At 43.8% G+C, this 18,055-nt stretch carries 18 protein-coding genes and 1 other annotated feature; of the genes, 16 read left to right on the top strand and 2 right to left on the bottom strand.

Features of this window, described 5'->3' with window-relative positions; translation table 11 throughout:
• Positions 1 to 16: 16 nt before the first annotated feature.
• The 6 genes from mnmE to CHH48_RS18290 all read left to right on the top strand — a co-directional run bounded on the left by mnmE (position 17) and on the right by CHH48_RS18290 (position 6,847).
• Positions 17 to 1,393 carry a tRNA uridine-5-carboxymethylaminomethyl(34) synthesis GTPase MnmE gene (gene mnmE / locus CHH48_RS18315; RefSeq protein WP_095220697.1) on the top strand — a complete coding sequence of 459 codons (1,377 nt, stop codon included), beginning with the start codon at positions 17 to 19 and terminating at the stop codon, positions 1,391 to 1,393.
• 18 nt (positions 1,394 to 1,411) lie between these two features.
• Positions 1,412 to 3,298: a tRNA uridine-5-carboxymethylaminomethyl(34) synthesis enzyme MnmG gene (mnmG, locus tag CHH48_RS18310; RefSeq protein ID WP_095220696.1), complete on the top strand. Its 1,887-nt coding sequence runs from the start codon at positions 1,412 to 1,414 to the stop codon at positions 3,296 to 3,298.
• Between the two features lie 21 nt (positions 3,299 to 3,319).
• On the top strand, positions 3,320 to 4,036 hold the full coding sequence (gene rsmG, locus CHH48_RS18305) for a 16S rRNA (guanine(527)-N(7))-methyltransferase RsmG (RefSeq protein WP_095220695.1): 717 nt from the start codon (positions 3,320 to 3,322) through the stop codon (positions 4,034 to 4,036).
• A gap of 218 nt (positions 4,037 to 4,254) precedes the next feature.
• Positions 4,255 to 5,106, top strand: coding sequence for a nucleoid occlusion protein (gene noc, locus CHH48_RS18300; RefSeq protein WP_095220694.1), 852 nt, complete (start codon positions 4,255 to 4,257; stop codon positions 5,104 to 5,106).
• Between the two features lie 147 nt (positions 5,107 to 5,253).
• Complete coding sequence (locus tag CHH48_RS18295; protein ID WP_095220693.1) at positions 5,254 to 6,036, top strand: ParA family protein; 783 nt, start codon at positions 5,254 to 5,256, stop codon at positions 6,034 to 6,036.
• Entirely contained in the window at positions 6,008 to 6,847 is an 840-nt protein-coding gene (locus CHH48_RS18290) for a ParB/RepB/Spo0J family partition protein (RefSeq protein ID WP_095220692.1), read from the top strand. Before CHH48_RS18295 ends, CHH48_RS18290 begins: the two co-directional genes overlap by 29 nt.
• A 57-nt stretch (positions 6,848 to 6,904) precedes the next feature.
• Here CHH48_RS18290 and yyaC read toward each other — a convergent pair whose 3' ends face one another.
• Positions 6,905 to 7,498, bottom strand: a complete 594-nt coding sequence (yyaC, locus tag CHH48_RS18285; protein ID WP_095220691.1) for a spore protease YyaC — start codon at positions 7,496 to 7,498, stop codon at positions 6,905 to 6,907.
• Positions 7,499 to 7,584: 86 nt separating this feature from the next.
• On the opposite strand from yyaC, the gene CHH48_RS18280 reads away from it, so the two are divergent.
• The 8 genes from CHH48_RS18280 (at position 7,585) to CHH48_RS18245 (ending at position 14,066) form a co-directional block, all read left to right on the top strand.
• Positions 7,585 to 8,604 carry a YkvI family membrane protein gene (locus tag CHH48_RS18280; RefSeq protein WP_095220690.1) on the top strand — a complete coding sequence of 340 codons (1,020 nt, stop codon included), beginning with the start codon at positions 7,585 to 7,587 and terminating at the stop codon, positions 8,602 to 8,604.
• 50 nt (positions 8,605 to 8,654) lie between these two features.
• Entirely contained in the window at positions 8,655 to 9,575 is a 921-nt protein-coding gene (locus CHH48_RS18275; RefSeq protein WP_095220689.1) for a mechanosensitive ion channel family protein, read from the top strand.
• Complete coding sequence (locus tag CHH48_RS18270) at positions 9,568 to 9,774, top strand: DUF951 domain-containing protein (protein WP_038562615.1); 207 nt, start codon at positions 9,568 to 9,570, stop codon at positions 9,772 to 9,774. Before CHH48_RS18275 ends, CHH48_RS18270 begins: the two co-directional genes overlap by 8 nt.
• 333 nt (positions 9,775 to 10,107) lie before the next feature.
• A complete protein-coding gene (gene ychF, locus CHH48_RS18265; protein WP_095220688.1) occupies positions 10,108 to 11,208 on the top strand; it encodes a redox-regulated ATPase YchF in 1,101 nt (366 codons plus the stop codon).
• Between the two features lie 145 nt (positions 11,209 to 11,353).
• Positions 11,354 to 11,644: a 30S ribosomal protein S6 gene (gene rpsF / locus CHH48_RS18260; RefSeq protein WP_095220687.1), complete on the top strand. Its 291-nt coding sequence runs from the start codon at positions 11,354 to 11,356 to the stop codon at positions 11,642 to 11,644.
• Positions 11,645 to 11,656: 12 nt separating this feature from the next.
• Complete coding sequence (gene ssb, locus CHH48_RS18255) at positions 11,657 to 12,154, top strand: single-stranded DNA-binding protein (protein ID WP_038562622.1); 498 nt, start codon at positions 11,657 to 11,659, stop codon at positions 12,152 to 12,154.
• A 20-nt stretch (positions 12,155 to 12,174) separates the two neighbouring features.
• On the top strand, positions 12,175 to 12,405 hold the full coding sequence (gene rpsR, locus CHH48_RS18250; RefSeq protein ID WP_038562624.1) for a 30S ribosomal protein S18: 231 nt from the start codon (positions 12,175 to 12,177) through the stop codon (positions 12,403 to 12,405).
• 230 nt (positions 12,406 to 12,635) lie between these two features.
• Positions 12,636 to 14,066, top strand: a complete 1,431-nt coding sequence (locus CHH48_RS18245) for an MDR family MFS transporter (RefSeq protein WP_095220686.1) — start codon at positions 12,636 to 12,638, stop codon at positions 14,064 to 14,066.
• Between the two features lie 28 nt (positions 14,067 to 14,094).
• On the opposite strand, the gene CHH48_RS18240 is transcribed toward CHH48_RS18245, so the two are convergent.
• The gene (locus tag CHH48_RS18240; RefSeq protein WP_095220685.1) at positions 14,095 to 14,814 is read right to left on the bottom strand and encodes an NAD-dependent protein deacylase; all 720 of its coding nucleotides are present in this window, start codon (positions 14,812 to 14,814) and stop codon (positions 14,095 to 14,097) included.
• Between the two features lie 164 nt (positions 14,815 to 14,978).
• Positions 14,979 to 15,212 (top strand) — a binding site (T-box leader).
• Positions 15,213 to 15,296: 84 nt separating this feature from the next.
• Between CHH48_RS18240 and CHH48_RS18235 the strand changes: the two genes are divergently transcribed.
• The gene (locus tag CHH48_RS18235) at positions 15,297 to 16,454 is read left to right on the top strand and encodes a pyridoxal-phosphate-dependent aminotransferase family protein (RefSeq protein ID WP_095220684.1); all 1,158 of its coding nucleotides are present in this window, start codon (positions 15,297 to 15,299) and stop codon (positions 16,452 to 16,454) included.
• 2 nt (positions 16,455 to 16,456) lie between these two features.
• Positions 16,457 to 18,040 (top strand): phosphoglycerate dehydrogenase, encoded by a 1,584-nt coding sequence (gene serA / locus CHH48_RS18230; RefSeq protein ID WP_095220683.1) that lies wholly within the window; start codon positions 16,457 to 16,459, stop codon positions 18,038 to 18,040.
• The last annotated feature ends 15 nt before the right edge of the window (positions 18,041 to 18,055 follow it).

Genomic DNA, 18,055 nt, shown 5'->3' with positions numbered 1-18,055 from the left:
AGAAAGAGGTGAAGAAATGCAGAATGATACAATAGCCGCGATATCGACTCCTGTTGGAGAAGGAGCGATCGCCATTGTTCGACTTAGTGGGGCTGAAGCGGTGGAGATCGCTGCAAGCCTTTTTGATGGGAAAAAGCTGACTGATGTACCAAGTCATACGATTCATTATGGTAAGCTCATCGACCCGGCAACCGGAGAAGTTGCAGAGGAAGTGATGGTGTCTGTTATGAAGGCGCCGAAAACATTCACTAGAGAAGATGTTGTTGAAATTAATTGCCATGGCGGTCTTGTCTCCGTGAACCGTGTACTGGAACTAGCATTGCAGGAGGGAGCACGGCTGGCAGAGCCTGGTGAGTTCACTAAGAGGGCCTTTCTTAATGGCCGTATCGATCTTTCACAAGCAGAAGCTGTTATGGATCTGATCCGTGCGAAGACCGATCGGGCGATGAATGTTGCTCTTAATCAGATGGAGGGCAGACTATCCCGTTTGATCCAGAAGCTGCGCCAGGAATTATTGGAAACAGTAGCGCATGTTGAGGTGAACATCGATTATCCGGAGTATGATGATGTGGAAGAGATGTCCCACAATATGATGATCGAAAAAACACAATATGTGTATGAAGAAATTGAGAAGCTGCTCGAAATGGCTAAGCAAGGAAAAATCCTGCGGGAAGGGTTGGCCACTGCAATTATTGGCCGTCCGAACGTCGGAAAATCTTCCTTAATGAATGCACTTGTGCATGAAAATAAAGCTATTGTTACAGAAATAGCCGGTACGACACGCGATATCATTGAAGAATACGTCAATGTACGTGGCGTACCATTGAAGCTAGTTGATACGGCCGGTATTCGTGAAACGGAAGATATCGTGGAACGAATCGGAGTGGAACGCTCCCGTCAGGTCCTGAAGCAAAGTGATCTTATTTTGCTTGTGCTGAACTATGGAGAAGCATTGTCTGATGAGGATCGTCAATTATTTGAAGCCGTTGCCGGTCTTGATGTTATTGTCATTGTCAACAAAACGGATCTCTCCCAGCAAATTGATTTGGAAGAAGTTCATAAGCTGGCAGGCGGCCGTCCGGTAATTACGACTGCACTGATTGAAGAAAAAGGAATCGACGAATTGGAGCTTGCTATCAAGGATACCTTCTTTACAGGGGAGATTGATGGCGGTGATTTGAGCTATATTTCAAATGTACGGCATATCCAGCTTTTGAAGCAGTCATTATCGTCGCTTCGGGAAGCGATGAATGGCATCGAAATGCAGATGCCGATGGATATCGTCCAAATAGATGTGACAAGAACGTGGGAATTGCTCGGTGAAATCATCGGAGATACCGTGCAAGAAAGTTTAATCGACCAACTGTTTTCACAGTTTTGCTTAGGAAAATAAAAAAAGGAGAGAATGAACATGACATACGATGCTGGGCATTATGATGTTATCGTCATAGGTGCAGGACACGCAGGCTGTGAAGCTGGTGTAGCAGCAGCGAAAATGGGTGCTAATACCTTAATGCTGTCCATGAACCTTGACATGACAGGATTCATGCCATGTAATCCATCCGTCGGCGGACCTGCAAAAGGTGTCGTTGTGCGCGAAATCGATGCACTTGGCGGCGTGATGGGAAAAGTAATTGATAAAACGTATATCCAAATGCGCATGCTTAACACAGGAAAAGGTCCTGCTGTTCGTGCATTACGAGCTCAAGCGGATAAACCGCTATATATTACAGAAATGAAGAAAACATTGGAAAGCCAAGAAAATCTGACGATGCGCCAAGCAATGGTAGACCGTTTAATCATTGAAGATGGTGTCTGCAAAGGCGTCATCACTGAAACGAAAGCTGCTTATTACGCAAAAACAGTAGTAATCACGACTGGAACATTCATGCGCGGACGCGTCATCATCGGAGATATTTCCTATGAGAGCGGTCCGAACAATCAGCGTGCATCCGTTACGTTGTCAGAGCATCTTGAAGAACTTGGTTTGGAAATGGTACGGTTCAAAACTGGCACACCGCCACGTGTTAACAGCCGTTCTATCGATTATTCCAAAACAGAAATTCAGCCAGGAGACGAAGAACCGCTTGCGTTCTCTTATGAAACAACAGAATTCATTACCGATCAAATCCCTTGCTGGCTGACTTACACAAACGAATTCACACACAATGTTATCAACGAAAACCTAGGCCTATCTGCTATGTATTCCGGCATGATCAAAGGAACAGGGCCACGCTACTGTCCGTCTATTGAGGATAAAGTTGTCCGTTTTAATGATAAACCGCGCCACCAGATCTTCTTGGAGCCGGAAGGACGCAATACAGAAGAGGTATACGTACAAGGATTGTCTACTTCCTTACCAGAATACGTCCAAAAAGAGATGCTTCAAACGATCCCTGGTTTAGAAAAAGCTGAAATTATGCGCGCCGGCTATGCAATCGAGTATGATGCAATGGTACCGACACAGCTATGGCCGACTCTGGAAACGAAAAAAATTCCTGGTCTTTACACAGCGGGCCAAATAAACGGTACATCCGGCTATGAAGAAGCATCTGGACAAGGTATTATGGCAGGTATTAATGCCGCTGCGAAAGCATTAGGCAAAGAACCAGTCATTCTGGACCGTTCTCAAGCCTACATTGGTGTTATGATTGATGACTTGGTAACAAAAGGAACAAATGAGCCTTACCGCTTGCTAACATCTCGTGCGGAATACCGTTTACTGCTTCGTCATGATAATGCGGATATGCGTCTTACTGAGATTGGACATCGAATCGGCATGATCAATGAAGAACGCTACGCGCGCTTCCTAGAGAAAAAACGCCTGATTGAAGAAGAACGGAACCGTTTGGAAGGAATCATCATTAAGACAGAGCCGCATGTACTGGAGTTGATGGAAGAAGCAGAATCCGTCATGAAGGAAGCACAGCGCGCATCTGATCTATTGAAACGTCCTGAGATTAAATACAGCTTGCTGGAGAAAATTGTTCCAGCAGACAAAGATCTGCCTGCTGATGTTAAAGAGCAAGTTGAGATCCAAACGAAGTATGAAGGCTATATTAAGAAATCCATGCAGCAAGTAGAACGTATGAAGCGTATGGAAGATAAGAAAATACCAGATATCATTAATTATGATGATGTCAGCGGGCTTGCAACAGAAGCACGTGAGAAGCTGAAAAAAGTCCGCCCGCTATCTGTTGGCCAGGCTTCCCGGATTTCCGGTGTAAACCCAGCGGATGTCTCCATCCTGCTCGTATTTATCGAACAAGGTGGTCACACGAAAGCAGCGAATCAATAATCTGTCGAAAAGAGGTACAGGATGAACCAAGCAGATTTTCTACAACAATTGGATGAGCAAGGAATTACGTTATCTGATCAGCAGCAAAAGCAGCTGGAGGATTATTTCCATCTATTGGTTGAGTGGAATGAAAAGATGAATTTAACAGCAATTACGGAAAAGGGAGAAGTGTATTTAAAACACTTCTATGATTCCATTTCCGCTGCTTTCTTCTTTGATTTCAAAGGAGACGAAAGTATTTGTGATGTCGGGGCAGGAGCTGGATTTCCATCTATCCCGCTAAAAATAGTCTTTCCGGAGCTGAAAGTGACGATTGTCGACTCCTTGAAGAAGAGAATTACATTCCTCAATGAGCTTGCATCGAAGCTTGGCTTATCCAATGTCGCTTTTTATCATGATCGAGCAGAGAATTTCGGGAAAAATGATGCTTTCCGGGAGTCTTATGATTTGGTCACGGCAAGAGCAGTAGCTCGGATGTCCGTACTGTCAGAGTTGTGTCTGCCGCTTTGCCGGACAAAAGGTCATTTTATCGCTATGAAAGGACCTAATCTGGAAACAGAGCTTCGAGACGCGGAACCGGCAATTCAATTGTTGGGCGGTGAATTGGTTGAAAGCTTTACCTTCGATCTGCCAGAAGAAGGCGGAGAGCGAAATATAGCCATTATTGCCAAACGCCGAAAGACACCGAAGAAATATCCACGTAAAGCAGGGGTTCCAAACCGCGAGCCGATCGTTTAAAACAGAAGAAAATTAGTGAATGAAGTACCATACAGCTTACCATTCTCAACCAATCTATGATAAAATAGTAGATAAGGAACTGGCTCGGCTTATGTGAGCGCAGCAGCTTCTACTTTAGAACTGCTGCGCCTTTTTATACATGTTTCACGTGAAACATTTACTATTCCTTATGTACCTGCTTGCTAGATTAGGATTGTAAAAAAAGGTGGTGTCTGAGGATGTTACACCCGTTCAGCCGTATTTTTGGGCTAGGTGATAAATCGGATTCAGCAGAAACGGAAAACGATGCGCATCAGGATGAAGTATTAAACCTTCGGGTACAGGATATTGTCCCGAACCAATACCAACCAAGAACTGTTTTCCAAGAGGATAAGATCAAAGAGCTTGCACAGACAATTCGCACACATGGCATCATCCAGCCAATTGTTGTTCGGAAAAATTCTGAGGGCAGCTATGAATTGATTGCAGGAGAGCGTCGCTGGCGTGCTGTGCAGTCCTTAGAATGGGAAACAGTGCCTGCCATCATCCGTGAAATGTCGGATACAGAGACGGCCTCTGTAGCGCTGATTGAAAATCTGCAGCGAGAAGAGCTGACTGTGATCGAAGAAGCACTCGCATACGAGCGTTTATTAGAGCTGCATTCTTTGACCCAGGAAGCATTGGCGCAGCGTCTCGGAAAAAGCCAATCAACTATTGCCAATAAGATGCGACTATTAAAACTGCCAGAATCTGTGCAGCAAGCATTATTGGCAAAGAAAATCACAGAGAGGCATGCTCGTGCGCTTATTGCTTTGAAAGATGCAGAGAAACAAGAATTGATTTTGCAGGAAATCATAGATAAAGAATTAAATGTAAAAGAGACAGAGGCACGCATCGCCCGTATAGTGAACGCCCAGCCGAAAAAGAAACGTCCGAAGCTGAAGGGTATTAACAAGGATATGCGCATTGCCATGAATACAATCCGCCAATCACTTTCCATGGTTTCCGATACCGGTATCAACTTGGAAACAGAGGAAGAGGATAAGGACGATTACTACCAAATTACGATTAAAATACCGAAAAAATCTTGAATAAGGCTCTAATAGTATACCCATCTTGCAGAAAGATGGGTTTTTATATAGGAAAAGGGAGCTAACTTTTCAAAATCTTGAATTAATCCGTCGGTTTCTATGAAAAAATGATAGAATAAATGTATTGAGTTTGAGGTAGGTGACACCATGGGCAAAGTAATCGCAATAGCAAATCAAAAAGGCGGCGTAGGGAAGACAACTTCCAGCGTCAATTTGAGTGCTTGCCTGGCTTTTTTAGGAAATAAGGTTTTGCTAGTAGACATTGATCCGCAAGGAAATGCTACAAGCGGTGTTGGTGTAAACAAAGCAGATGTCGAAAATTGTGTATATAACGTCCTAGTTGAAGATATGGAAGCCGAACAAGTCCTTGTATCAACTGCTGTTGATAATTTGGATGTCATTCCGGCTACTATTCAGCTTGCAGGAGCCGAGATCGAGCTAGTACCTACGATCTCAAGAGAAGTCCGTCTGAAAAAGGCGATTGATAGTGTGAAAGACAATTATGATTATGTCATCATTGATTGTCCGCCTTCTTTAGGATTGTTGACTTTGAATTCGCTGACAGCGGCGGATACTGTCCTTATCCCAGTACAATGTGAGTATTATGCATTAGAAGGGCTGAGTCAGCTATTGAATACGATTCGCCTTGTACAAAAGCATTTGAACAAGCATCTAATGATCGAAGGCGTATTGCTGACGATGCTTGATGCCCGTACGAATCTTGGTATTCAAGTTATTGAAGAGGTAAAGAAATATTTTCAGGATAAAGTGTACCAGTCGATCATTCCAAGAAATGTTCGGTTGGGAGAAGCACCTAGTTATGGTCAGCCAATCATTATTTACGATCCGAAGTCGCGTGGTGCAGAAGTTTATTTAGACTTAGCAAAGGAAGTGATGGCGCATGGCCAAAGGGTTGGGGAAAGGTCTTAATGCTTTCTTTCCAGAATTGGAAATGAAGGAAGAAGATCAGATTCAGGAAATTGCAATCAAGGAATGCCGGGCGAATCCATATCAACCGCGCAAAGTCTTTTCTGCAGATGCAATTGAGGAATTGTCACAATCAATTCAAGAATATGGCATCCTGCAGCCACTCATTGTCCGTAAGAGTATAAAAGGCTATGAAATTGTCGCGGGAGAAAGAAGATTTCGTGCAGCTAAAGCAGCAGGTCTGAAAAAAGTGCCTGTCATCGTCAAGTCATTGGATGATGAGAAGATGATGGAACTTGCCTTGCTGGAAAACCTTCAGAGAGAAGATCTCACTCCGATTGAAGAAGCACAAGCTTATTCCAATCTGATGAAGGAATTGGATATCACACAGGAGATCTTAGCAAAACGCTTAGGAAAGAGCCGCTCTCATATAGCGAATCTTGTTCGTCTATTGACGCTTCCTCCTGAAATTAGTGATTTAATCAATCATGGAGAACTATCAATGGGTCACGGGCGCGCCCTATTGGGATTAAAAGATAAAAAGAAATTGCAATCGCTAGTCGAGAAAATACGCAATGAATCGCTGAATGTCCGGCAAGTAGAGCAACTCATCATCAAGATGAACAATAATCTTCCAGAACCTGAGAAAAAGAAAGCTATAAAGGATATTTTTCTTGTTCAAACTGAATCTCAGCTGCGGAACCAATTTGGAACGGATGTAACAATTCATCGTGGTAAGCGAAAAGGAAAGATTGAAATTCAATTCTTTTCCGATGAAGACTTAGAGAGAATATTAAGTGTATTGAATAGATAAAAGCCAACGGGAGCTTATGCTTCTGTTGGCTTTTTTGTTTGTTTCACGTGAAACATGTCAATTTTCAGCAGCTGTTGTGTCGGGTGATAGTATAGGAACTTGTTTGCGATCGACGGCAATCAATAGGGCACTGATTTTATAAGCAATCTGCATGACAAGATGCAAGCGAGTATTTTGTAACACAAAATACTCCATATCGCCGCTGGCATTAACGATTCCAGTTATTTGGGCATCTCCAACTGCTGGAAGATTTTTTTTCAATGCAGCCCCCGGACGAAGAGGTGTAGGAGAAACGATGATGGAACCTATGGAAGTCGTCCTGCCTAAGCAGGCATCAATTGCAATTATATAAGCATTCGGATGTTTTTCCGCTATCATTTGCAGACGTTCAACCAGATTGACTGCATGCACAGGCGATTCCAGCGTCCCATAAACATGAAGTCTGTTCAAAGGTTTTTCGGTCAAAAATGAACCTATTATGGGTCCTAACGCATCACCAGTCGAACGATCCGTACCGATGCAAAGGACAACAATCTCTCGGTCATCAGGAATCCATGAGCTGATTGTTTCATAGGCTTTACTCATAAGAAGGGGGTCTTGATAGTTGCAGCGGAACTCCTTTTTTTTCGTAAATATTCTCTTCAGGCTCATAGCTTATCCTCCATACACATATTGGTAATAGTATATAGCTTTTCAACTTTTTCTATACGTGTTCATATGAAATTGGAGGGACTGTGATGTGGGCTGCAGGGCTGAAATGGATGTTTTTAATATTGGCGACGTTAATAGGAGCTGGTTATGCTTCGGGAAGAGAAATATGGCAATTTTTCGGCTATGAAAGTGGACTGGCTATCATCATTTTCACCGTTCTATTTACAATATGCAGTTACGTGATCCTGCATATTAGCTTCACCGAAAGAAGCGCGCATTACTTTCCGGTACTGGAGCGGCTTGTCGGCAAAAAGTTGGCTGCTTTTTATGATGTGTTAATTGTTTTCTATTTATTTACAGTTACAGTTGTTATGATTGCAGCCGGAGGTGCTACCGGAACGATGTATCAGATTCCGAATTGGTTGGGCATCCTCTTCATTGCATTGATGATTATCCTGATTTTCACATCCAATGTAGAAGGTGTCGTTTCGATGAATAGTTATATCCTTCCTATCTTAGTCGGAGGTCTGGTACTTGTTCTTGTTGTCTATACACGGCATGAACAGATCGATCTGCTGCAGGATTGGCGTGAACAGGCAAATTGGCAAGCGGCATTCCCGTTTACCGCATTAAACATTCTTCCTGTTGTCGCAGTTATCGGTGCAATTGGTAAGCAAATGAAAGGGAAGGGGGAGTTATGGATTGCGAGTATCGGCAGCGGACTTATCATTGGTGCGCTTACGTACTTATACAATAATGATTTAATGCATATCAGTCATGCAATTCCACATTATGATATCCCGTTGTTCTATATTTTGAAGAACTATCCCTCTATTGTGCTTATCGGCATCAGTATTGTTTTATGGCTTGCTATCTATACTTCTGCTGTTTCCGGAGTTCTGGGCATTGTTTCACGATTTCAAACAAAATGGAAGGGACCTCTCTGGCTGCAAGCAGCTGTGCTTGTCTTACTTATGCTGCCGCTCACACAGCTTGGTTTTACAGACTTGATAGCTTTGATGTACCCGATTTTTGGCTTTGCTAATCTTTACATCCTCTCCGCCATTCTTGTATATCCAATACTAAATCGATACAAAATGAAATAGAAAACTGATAATATATAAAGAAAACAATTGGACGAGGAGATACGCACATCATGAATGTAGAGGAGCAGTGGACCAGTATTTATGACTATTTGACGAGTGCCGAGCTTTGGACCAACCTCGGAATAGCAGCGTTTAAGATTGTCATGATCATTATATTATCTATGGTTGTCGCTCGTGTGGCCAATAATATAGTGGAGAGGACTTTTCATAATTCCTTTAGAGAAAAAGCGAAATTAAAGGCTCCTCTCGTATCAGAACGCCGAGAGAACACATTGAAAAAGCTAATCCAAAATGTAATCACGTATGTAGTGTATTTCACTGCTGTTGTGATGGTGTTATCACAGCTTGGATTAAACATTGGAGCATTGATTGCGAGTGCCGGAGTTGCTGGTTTAGCTATTGGCTTCGGAGCGCAAAACTTAGTGAAGGATGTTATCAGCGGTTTCTTCATCATTTTCGAAAACCAGTTTTCAGTAGGAGATAATGTTCAGACAGCTGGTGTGCGAGGAGATGTAGAAGAGATTGGGTTACGGACATCCAAGATTCGTAACTGGACAGGTGAACTGCATATTATACCGAATGGAAATATTACACAAGTGACAAACTTTTCTGTGCACAACAGCTTGGGAGTATTAGATATCAATGTACCTTACGAAGCGAATTTGCAAGTAGCAGAAGAGGTCATCATGCAGGTGCTGCTGGAGATGCCAGCTGAATATCCTGAGATACAAGCAACTCCGCAGCTTTTAGGCGTTGAGACATTATCAACTTCACACATCGTTTTGCGAGCTATCATTGAGACTTTGCCAATGCAGCATTTTGGCGTGGCAAGGGAAGCTAGAAACCGTATTAAAACAAAACTATTAGAACGTAATATCAGTATTCCAGCTCCAAGGCTGGTCATGTATAATAAACAAGAAGCAGAAGAGCTTATGCAGGAAAGTGTTGTAAGGGGGAATGCTCGTGAGTGACAAAGTCTATCAGCTTAATGATGTGGTACAAATGAAAAAAGCCCATCCATGTGGCGAGAATCGCTGGAGAATTATCCGGTTGGGCATGGATATCCGGATTAAATGTGAAGGCTGCGGTCATAGCGTGCTTATTCCTCGGAAAAAATTCGAGACAAAAATGAAAAAAGTTTTGGAGCATGCTGAAGAACCGACAAACTAAAATATTCGTTTCACGTGAAACATAGAAGTCTGTCTGATGTTGTCATCGGAAGGACTTCTTTTTTTCTATGTAAGAAATCATTTTTAAAATATAAATAAGTATAGAAATGGCAGAAATACACACATAATTTTGCTGTTTTATAAAGAATAGTGTACTCTAGAAGTACGTATGTTTACTTGGACAAAGTAAGGGCAAGCTGGCATGATTTTACGTAAGTCAGTTACCGGTACTGCCCCATCTTCCCGGCCTTTGGGCGGAGTGTTCAGTAAGCAGATCTATTTTGGCCGGCTGTACGATAAAAGCGGCCAGGACACTTAAGGAGTGGAAGATTACATGGCTTTAACAGCAGGTATTGTCGGATTACCAAACGTCGGTAAATCCACATTGTTCAATGCGATCACACAGGCGGGAGCAGAATCTGCAAACTATCCGTTCTGTACGATCGATCCGAATGTCGGCATCGTAGAAGTCCCGGATTCACGTTTAAATAAATTGACTGAACTGGTCAAACCGAAAAAAACTATCCCTACTGCATTTGAGTTCACGGATATCGCTGGTATCGTGAAAGGTGCAAGTAAAGGCGAGGGACTAGGAAACCAGTTCCTATCACACATCAGACAAGTAGATGCAATCGTTCACGTGGTACGCTGCTTTGATGATGAAAATATTACGCATGTATCCGGGAAAGTAGATCCTATCGATGACATAGAAACGATTAATCTAGAATTGATTTTTGCAGATCTTGATTCTGTCAACAAACGTCTGCAGCGTGTAGAAAAGCTTGCACGTCAAAAAGACAAAGACGCTGTTGTAGAGCAAGAGATACTGTCCAAAATTAAGGATGGACTTGAGAATGAACTACCAGCACGTGCGCTGGAATTTACAGATGAACAAAGTAAGATTGTGAAAGGCTTGCACTTGTTGACAAGCAAACCAGTCTTGTACGCTGCTAATGTGAGCGAAGAAGAAGTAGCAGATCCATCTGCGAACCAAAACCTTGTCAAAGTACAGGAGTTCGCGGCGAACGAAGGTGCGCAGGTTATTGTTGTTTGTGCGAAGATTGAATCTGAAATTGCAGAGCTTGAAGGAGAGGAAAAAGAAATGTTCCTCGAAGAGCTAGGTATTCCGGAGTCAGGTTTGGATCAGCTAATTAAGGCGTCCTACAGCCTGCTTGGGCTGGCAACTTACTTTACGGCTGGTGAACAGGAAGTTCGTGCTTGGACGTTCCCTATGGGCTATAAAGCTCCTCAGACAGCTGGTATCATCCATAGTGACTTTGAAAAAGGATTCATCCGCGCAGAAACTGTTTCCTACGATGATCTGGTTGATGCTGGTTCTATGAGTGTTGCAAAAGAAAGAGGGAAAGTTCGTTTGGAAGGAAAAGAGTATTTGGTGAAAGATGGAGATGTCATGCATTTCCGTTTCAACGTGTAAGGTCGGATCCTCAATTTGTAAATATGCGGAATAAACTTGCTTAACGGCAGATAATTTGCTATAATTCATCATTGTGAGTAATTAAGATTACTCCTTGCTCTTATGAGAGATAAGAGCCGTTAAGTCCAAAAGGAGGTGCAAACGGATGAGAGAATACGAAATCATGTACATCGTCCGCCCAGATATCGAGGAAGAAGCTAAAACTGCTCTAGTTGAGCGTTTCAACGGAATCCTAACTGATAACGGTGCGGAAATCGTGAAAGTTGACGAGAAAGGCAAGAAACGTCTTGCTTACGAAATCAACGATCACCGCGATGGCTACTACTTCATCATTAATCTAAAAGGCAATGAAGCCGCTATTAATGAATTCGACCGTCAAGCGAAGTTCTCTGATGATATTATTCGTCAGATGGCTATTCGTCTAGACGAGAAATAAGGAGGGGTTCTGATGTTAAATCGTGTCGTACTTGTCGGCAGATTAACCAAGGATCCGGACCTGCGTTACACACCAAATGGAGTGGCAGTTGCCAACTTTACCTTAGCAGTAAACCGTCCTTTCTCTAATCAGTCAGGCGAACGTGAGGCAGATTTCATCAACTGTGTTGTATGGAGACGTCCAGCTGAAAATCTGGCGAACTTCATGAGCAAAGGAAGTCTGGTTGGCGTAGATGGCCGTGTCCAAACGAGAAGCTTCGATAATCAAGAGGGTAACCGTGTATATATAACGGAAATTGTTGCGGATAGCGTACAATTCCTCGAGACCAAAGGTGGCTCTCAAGGAGGCGGACAAGGTTCTTCTGGATACCAAAATCAGAACTCGAACTTCAACAACAACAATAACAACAACTTCAATAGCAACAACAATAATAATCGAAATAACGACCAGGATCCTTTCCGTGATAAAGGTGAACCGATCGATATTTCTGATGATGATCTACCATTCTAATCTAAGGGAGGCAATCTGATATGGCAGCACGTCGTGGTCGCGCTAAGCGCAGAAAAGTATGTTATTTCACAGCAAATGGCATCACTTACATCGATTACAAAGACGTTGATTTGCTTAGACGTTTCATCTCCGAGCGTGGAAAAATTCTTCCTCGCCGTGTGACTGGAACTTCTGCAAAATACCAACGTAAATTGACAATCGCTATCAAACGTTCTCGTCAAATGGCTCTATTGCCATACGTGAGCGAGTAATAATGAAAAAGGCATCATCCTTCTGGATGATGCCTTTTTTTATATATTTTAATAGGTAATATTAATATCACGAGACCCTCTAAGTAGGGTCGTTTTTAATGTCGAGTTTTCAGAATTTAATTAATTTGATAATATCCGCCTATTACGAACAAGATGCTTGAATCTCATAGCAGAACTTCTATAATGGAAAAAGTTGATTCTTAATCTGACAGAAGGAAAGGAGCATCTATATGGCTGCTACTACACAAACAATTGACAAGCATGTGCAAGTGGAAAACCGTATTCCGTTGATCATTGTCTTAATGGTGGGGAATTTCATTGCATTGATTAATGAAACTGTTATGAACGTCGCTTTGCCCAATATAGAAGAGACCCTTGGAATCCAAACGACGACTGCGCATTGGCTTTCTACAGGGTATATGCTGACAATCGGTATTCTTATTCCGATCAGTGCTTATCTCATGCAGCGTTTTACAACGCGTCAATTATTGCTTACTGCACTATCATTTTTCTTTATAGGAACGCTGATTGCCGGTATTGCTCCTAACTTTGCTATTCTGTTGCTCGGACGTGTGATTCAAGCTTCTGGATCAGGGATTATCATCCCGCTTGTAACGACGGTGATCATCACAATCACTCCACTCGCCAAACGTGGTTCGATGCTCGGTTTGCTCATGGTAGTGATATTGTTTGCACCGGCAATCGGTCCTGTATTTTCCGGTCTTGTTGTGGAACAGGCTTCCTGGCGGTATGTTTTCATCAGTGTATTGCCTGTGACACTTGTCTTGCTTGCTTTTGCTGCTTATTATGTTCGAAATGTACTGGAGACGAAACGTACAAAAATCGATATTCTATCTGTCGTGTTGGCAGTGATCGGATTTGGTTCAATCGTTATCGGATTCAGCAGTGCTGGTGCAGAAGGATGGACAAGTCCGCTAGTGCTGGGTGCTTTATTGATTGGATTAGCTGCAATAGCATATTTCGCTTATCGTCAATTCCATTTGGAGACGCCGATGCTTGATCTGCGCCCATACAAAAATAAAAACTTCTTGATGGCAATATTGGTGACAATTACAGTTATGATGTGTTTCTTTGCAGCGATGATTCTCTTGCCTGTGTTCATGCAGGATGCTTTAGGAATTAGCGCATTTGATTCTGGTATTGTCCTGTTCCCGGGCGGAATCATGATCGCAATCATGGCCTTGCTCACTGGTCGGCTTTCCGATCGATTCGGTCCTAAACCATTTGCTATCACGGGAACAGTACTTCTAGTAGCCATGATCGGGTTGATGACGACAATCTCAACTGATACGACAATGCTGCAGTTCACGTTGCTGTATGTTGGCTTTACATTTGCTATTGGGTTAATTTTGACACCGATGACGACACTGGGACTAAATCAATTGACGGAGGAGCTCTATTCGCATGGCAGTGCTTCTCTGAATGCCTTTAACCAAATCTCTGGAGCGATTGGTCCGGCCCTGTTCATTACCTTGATGAGCGGCGGCAGCCAAGCTGTAGCTTCTCAAAGTGCCGATCAGGCGATGACAGCGGGTTTACAGTTCGCCTTTACCATTGCAGGAGCCTTCGCTGTAGCAGCGGTCGTATTCGTACTGTTAGTTAAACAGTCCAAACCTGTTCACCATTATCAATACGAATAAAAAATAGCGAGCTCCCTTAAGGAGCTCGCTATTTTTGCAGCTGCTGTACGATTTTGGAAAGATCATCATAAATGACAATATCAAATAGCTCATCCATGACCGTTGGTTCCCGGTTAATCAGGATAGATGGCTTTCCAAGTGAGTTTGCATATTCAGGAAGCATGTTGAATGGACTGACGAGCAGGGACGTTCCTAGTACAAGAACCAGTTCGCTCTGCTGAATCGCCTGTTCTGCTTTGTCATGCTCGGTAATCGGATCACCAAACAAGACAACGTCTGGCTTCAGCACATGCACACATTTTTCGCAAACAGGAGTTTCTGCTGTCAATAGGTGAGGCAAGTCATAGGAACTGCCGCAGTTCGGGCATGTGGCACTATTCAACGTGCCATGGTATTCGATGACATGTTCGTTGCCAGCAAGGGTATGAAGACCGTCAACATTCTGGGTGATGACAGTGATTTGTTTTCCGTTTACCTCTAGATCTCTGAGATAGCGATGTACATGGTTTGGACCATAATCCTTAAGCAGCTTCACTCGGAAAATATCCTTGTATTTCTGCCAGAAATCTACGGGATCCTTATAAAAATAGTGATTAGAAATATAGTATTCTCTAGCCTCATCAGCAGTCCAAAGACCATTGGTGGAGCGGAAATCAGGAATACCGCTGGCTGTAGATACGCCGGCTCCGGTCAGGATCGTCACCGACGAGGCATCTGCGATCATTTTGGCGGCTGTTTCCAAATGCATAGTTCATACCTCCAGCAAAATTATTATTTTTTCCAGTATAGCAAAAAAGCTAGAAGGAAGCAGATTACAGCGAAATCCGAACAATCCGATTTGCTATAATTATTAGAAAACGTATTGACAATAGCTGTGTGTCTGCTATGATAAATAAAAAATTGAACCAAAACACAACTATATTGATGAAGATCATACCTTTGATCGTGATTATCCAAGAGAGCTAGTGGCTGGTGTGAACTAGCATAATCCGTCAAAGGGCAGCACTTCTGAATAGGCAAACTGAATTGAGTAGGTTTGTCCGGCATATGCCCGTTATGCATAGCTTCAACGAAGGCTGTCGTGTGTAAGCAGACAGTGAAAAAGGGTGGCACCGCGTGAGTAGATCCAAGCTTTTCGCCCCTTACTTATCAGGTAAGGGAGCGGAAGGCTTTTCTTATGGGCTCTTTTACCTGTGAAGATATCTTACAATCCAAGGAGGAAAAGAAATTATGTTACCAGATCAACTTTTACTACGGATTCCAGGACCATCACCAATTCCGCCAAGTGTACAGCGCGCAATGAGCCAGCCGATGATCGGCCATCGCGGTGCGGAGACAACTGCTTTGCTGCAGCGGATTAAGCCAAAATTGAAGCCCATATTCGGTACAGAACAGGATGTACTGCTTGTGACTGGCAGCGGAACCGCTGGACTGGAAGCAGCAGTTGCCAACACTTCCAAGCCAGGAGATGAAGTGCTGATTGTAGTTGTGGGGGCATTTGGTGATCGGTTTGTGAAGATAGCTCAAGCATATCAGCTTCAAGCCCACCGCTTAGATGTGACATGGGGAGAGGCAGCAAATCCGGAGGATATCAAGACATTCTTGAAGGAACATCCGGAAATCAGCTCTGTCTTTGTTACGTATTGTGAAACGTCCACAGGAGTGCTGAACCCAATCAAACAAATTGCTGAAGCGGTGCATGAAGTATCGGAAGCTTTGGTCATCGTTGATGGCGTATCCTGTGTGGCAGGTGTCGAAACGGAATTTGATAAATGGGGTATCGATATTTTGGTTACAGGCACGCAGAAGGCATTCATGCTGCCTGGCGGTATGTTCTTTGCAGTAGTAAGTGACCGGGCATGGAAAGTGATTGAAGCCAATCCTCAGCCACGATTCTATCTGGATCTGACAAAATATCGTGATGGTCTGGAAAAAGACAGTACACCATTCACGCCGGCTTTATCCATATTGTTTGGGCTGGAACAAGTGCTGACATTGCTTGAGGAAGAAGGGCTGGAGCAGGTGTATGCAAGACATCGTCTGATGCGGGATATGACACGAGCTGCATTCCGTGCGTTAGATGTACCGCTGCTTGTAGAGGATGAGTATGCTTCTCCGACAGTTACGGCGATCAAACCGACAGATTTTGATGCTGAGAAGCTCCGTAAGCAAGTGAAGCAGGACTTCAATCTGGCATTTGCAGGCGGTCAGCAGCATATGAAGGGTGAGATTTTCCGGATCGGTCATATGGGATATTGCTCTCCAGCAGATGTGCTGCAGGTGATTGGAGCAGTGGAGATCGGTCTTGTGAAAATTGGAAAACACATAACATTAGGTGCAGGAACGGCAGCAGCACAGCAAATCTACTTGGAACAAGGAGCGAATTGAACATGACTTACCACATACTAATCAGTGATCCATTAAGTGAAGAAGGCATGGCACCATTAACGCAAGCAGATGACTTTGCTGTCACAGTAGATACTGGCCTGACTGAAGCAGAAATCATCCAGAAAATCAGTAATTTTCATGCACTGCTTGTCCGCAGCCAGACAACTGTTACACGGGCGATCATGGAAGCTGCACCGAATCTTAAAGTAATCGGACGTGCCGGTGTTGGTGTAGATAATATCGATTTGGAAGCAGCGACAGAGCTTGGCATAGTCGTTGTCAACGCACCAGATGGGAACACAAACTCCGCTGCGGAACACACAGTGGCAATGATGATGTCACTTGCGCGCAACATCCCACAGGCATTCCTTGCGTTAAAAGAAGAACGCTGGGAGCGCAAGCAGCATATCGGTGTGGAATTGAAGGGTAAGACACTTGGAATAGTCGGTATGGGCCGGATTGGAGCAGAAGTGGCTTACCGGGCTAAGGGTCAGCGTATGGATGTGATCGCCTATGATCCATTCCTGACGAAAGACCGTGCGGTTAAGATGGGGATTGGCTATGGAACATTGGAAGAAGTTCTCGCAGCGAGTGACTTCCTGACAGTTCATACGCCATTGCTGAAAGAAACACATCATATGATTTCCACGGAGGCATTTGCTCAGATGAAAGGTGGTGTGCAGATCCTCAACTGTGCAAGAGGCGGAATCATTGATGAAGATGCTTTGTATGAAGCAATCATCAGCGGTAAAGTAGCTGGAGCAGCATTGGATGTGTTCGAAGAAGAGCCTGCGGTTCATCATAAGCTGCTGGAGCTGCCGCAGGTTATTGCCACACCGCATTTAGGCGCAAGCACAGTGGAAGCACAGGAAAATGTTGCGATCGATGTCAGCAAGGACGTCATGCAGATTCTTCAGGGAGGGCAGGCGATTCATCCGGTTAACTTCTCCTCCATTTCTCCGGAAGTCATGCGAAAAATTCAGCCTTACTTTGATCTTGCTGAAAAGCTCGGAGCCTTCCTGGCTCGGACTATGCCAGATGCAATCGAGGAAGTGACTGTCTATTATGCAGGAGATCTGGCAGACCAAGAGGTTGCTCCATTGACACGAAATACGGTCAAAGGATTGCTGCAGCGGTACCTTGGAAATGTGAATGACGTTAATGCGACACATTTAGCCAAAAAACGAGGTATTACAATTAATGAGCAGAAGACTTCTACGACACGAGGATTCACTAGTCTAGTAACAGTAGAAGTGAAATCGGCGACGGTGACACACCAAGTTGCAGGAACACTTGTCAATGGCTTGGGTGCCCGTATTGTGAAGGTGGATGACTATTATGTCGATGTTACGCCTGCCGGCCATATGTTGCTCGTTCGGCATAAAGACCAGCCAGGAGCAATCGGCCGGGTAGGTACCTTGCTCGCCCAATATGCAGTGAATATCGCAACGATGCAGGTAGGGCGCTCAAATGAGGGCGGCGATGCAATCATGATGCTTACGGTCGATAAAGAACCGCAAAAAGAAGAAGTTGAAGGATTGAAACAGCTGGATGACATTTTTGATGTAACAGCTATCACAATATAAAAAAAGCGAGCAGAC

The sequence above is a fragment of the Terribacillus saccharophilus genome (genome assembly GCF_002272075.1).
Lineage (GTDB): Bacteria > Bacillota > Bacilli > Bacillales > Amphibacillaceae > Terribacillus > Terribacillus saccharophilus_A.
Note: the sequence above shows the minus strand (reverse complement) of the source record. Positions and strands in the feature narration are given on the sequence as shown.

What these genes read in the sequence shown, in the direction of transcription:
- CHH48_RS18280 (WP_095220690.1), top strand. Translation starts at nt 7,585, where the DNA reads ATGTGGGCTGCAGGGCTGAAATGGATGTTTTTAATATTGGCGACGTTA.
- rsmG (WP_095220695.1), top strand. Translation starts at nt 3,320, where the DNA reads ATGAACCAAGCAGATTTTCTACAACAATTGGATGAGCAAGGAATTACG.
- rpsR (WP_038562624.1), top strand. Translation starts at nt 12,175, where the DNA reads ATGGCAGCACGTCGTGGTCGCGCTAAGCGCAGAAAAGTATGTTATTTC.
- mnmG (WP_095220696.1), top strand. Translation starts at nt 1,412, where the DNA reads ATGACATACGATGCTGGGCATTATGATGTTATCGTCATAGGTGCAGGA.
- CHH48_RS18245 (WP_095220686.1), top strand. Translation starts at nt 12,636, where the DNA reads ATGGCTGCTACTACACAAACAATTGACAAGCATGTGCAAGTGGAAAAC.
- CHH48_RS18290 (WP_095220692.1), top strand. Translation starts at nt 6,008, where the DNA reads ATGGCCAAAGGGTTGGGGAAAGGTCTTAATGCTTTCTTTCCAGAATTG.
- ychF (WP_095220688.1), top strand. Translation starts at nt 10,108, where the DNA reads ATGGCTTTAACAGCAGGTATTGTCGGATTACCAAACGTCGGTAAATCC.
- CHH48_RS18240 (WP_095220685.1), bottom strand. Translation starts at nt 14,814, where the DNA reads ATGCATTTGGAAACAGCCGCCAAAATGATCGCAGATGCCTCGTCGGTG.
- CHH48_RS18275 (WP_095220689.1), top strand. Translation starts at nt 8,655, where the DNA reads ATGAATGTAGAGGAGCAGTGGACCAGTATTTATGACTATTTGACGAGT.
- noc (WP_095220694.1), top strand. Translation starts at nt 4,255, where the DNA reads ATGTTACACCCGTTCAGCCGTATTTTTGGGCTAGGTGATAAATCGGAT.
- CHH48_RS18235 (WP_095220684.1), top strand. Translation starts at nt 15,297, where the DNA reads ATGTTACCAGATCAACTTTTACTACGGATTCCAGGACCATCACCAATT.
- yyaC (WP_095220691.1), bottom strand. Translation starts at nt 7,498, where the DNA reads ATGAGCCTGAAGAGAATATTTACGAAAAAAAAGGAGTTCCGCTGCAAC.
- mnmE (WP_095220697.1), top strand. Translation starts at nt 17, where the DNA reads ATGCAGAATGATACAATAGCCGCGATATCGACTCCTGTTGGAGAAGGA.
- ssb (WP_038562622.1), top strand. Translation starts at nt 11,657, where the DNA reads ATGTTAAATCGTGTCGTACTTGTCGGCAGATTAACCAAGGATCCGGAC.
- serA (WP_095220683.1), top strand. Translation starts at nt 16,457, where the DNA reads ATGACTTACCACATACTAATCAGTGATCCATTAAGTGAAGAAGGCATG.
- CHH48_RS18295 (WP_095220693.1), top strand. Translation starts at nt 5,254, where the DNA reads ATGGGCAAAGTAATCGCAATAGCAAATCAAAAAGGCGGCGTAGGGAAG.
- rpsF (WP_095220687.1), top strand. Translation starts at nt 11,354, where the DNA reads ATGAGAGAATACGAAATCATGTACATCGTCCGCCCAGATATCGAGGAA.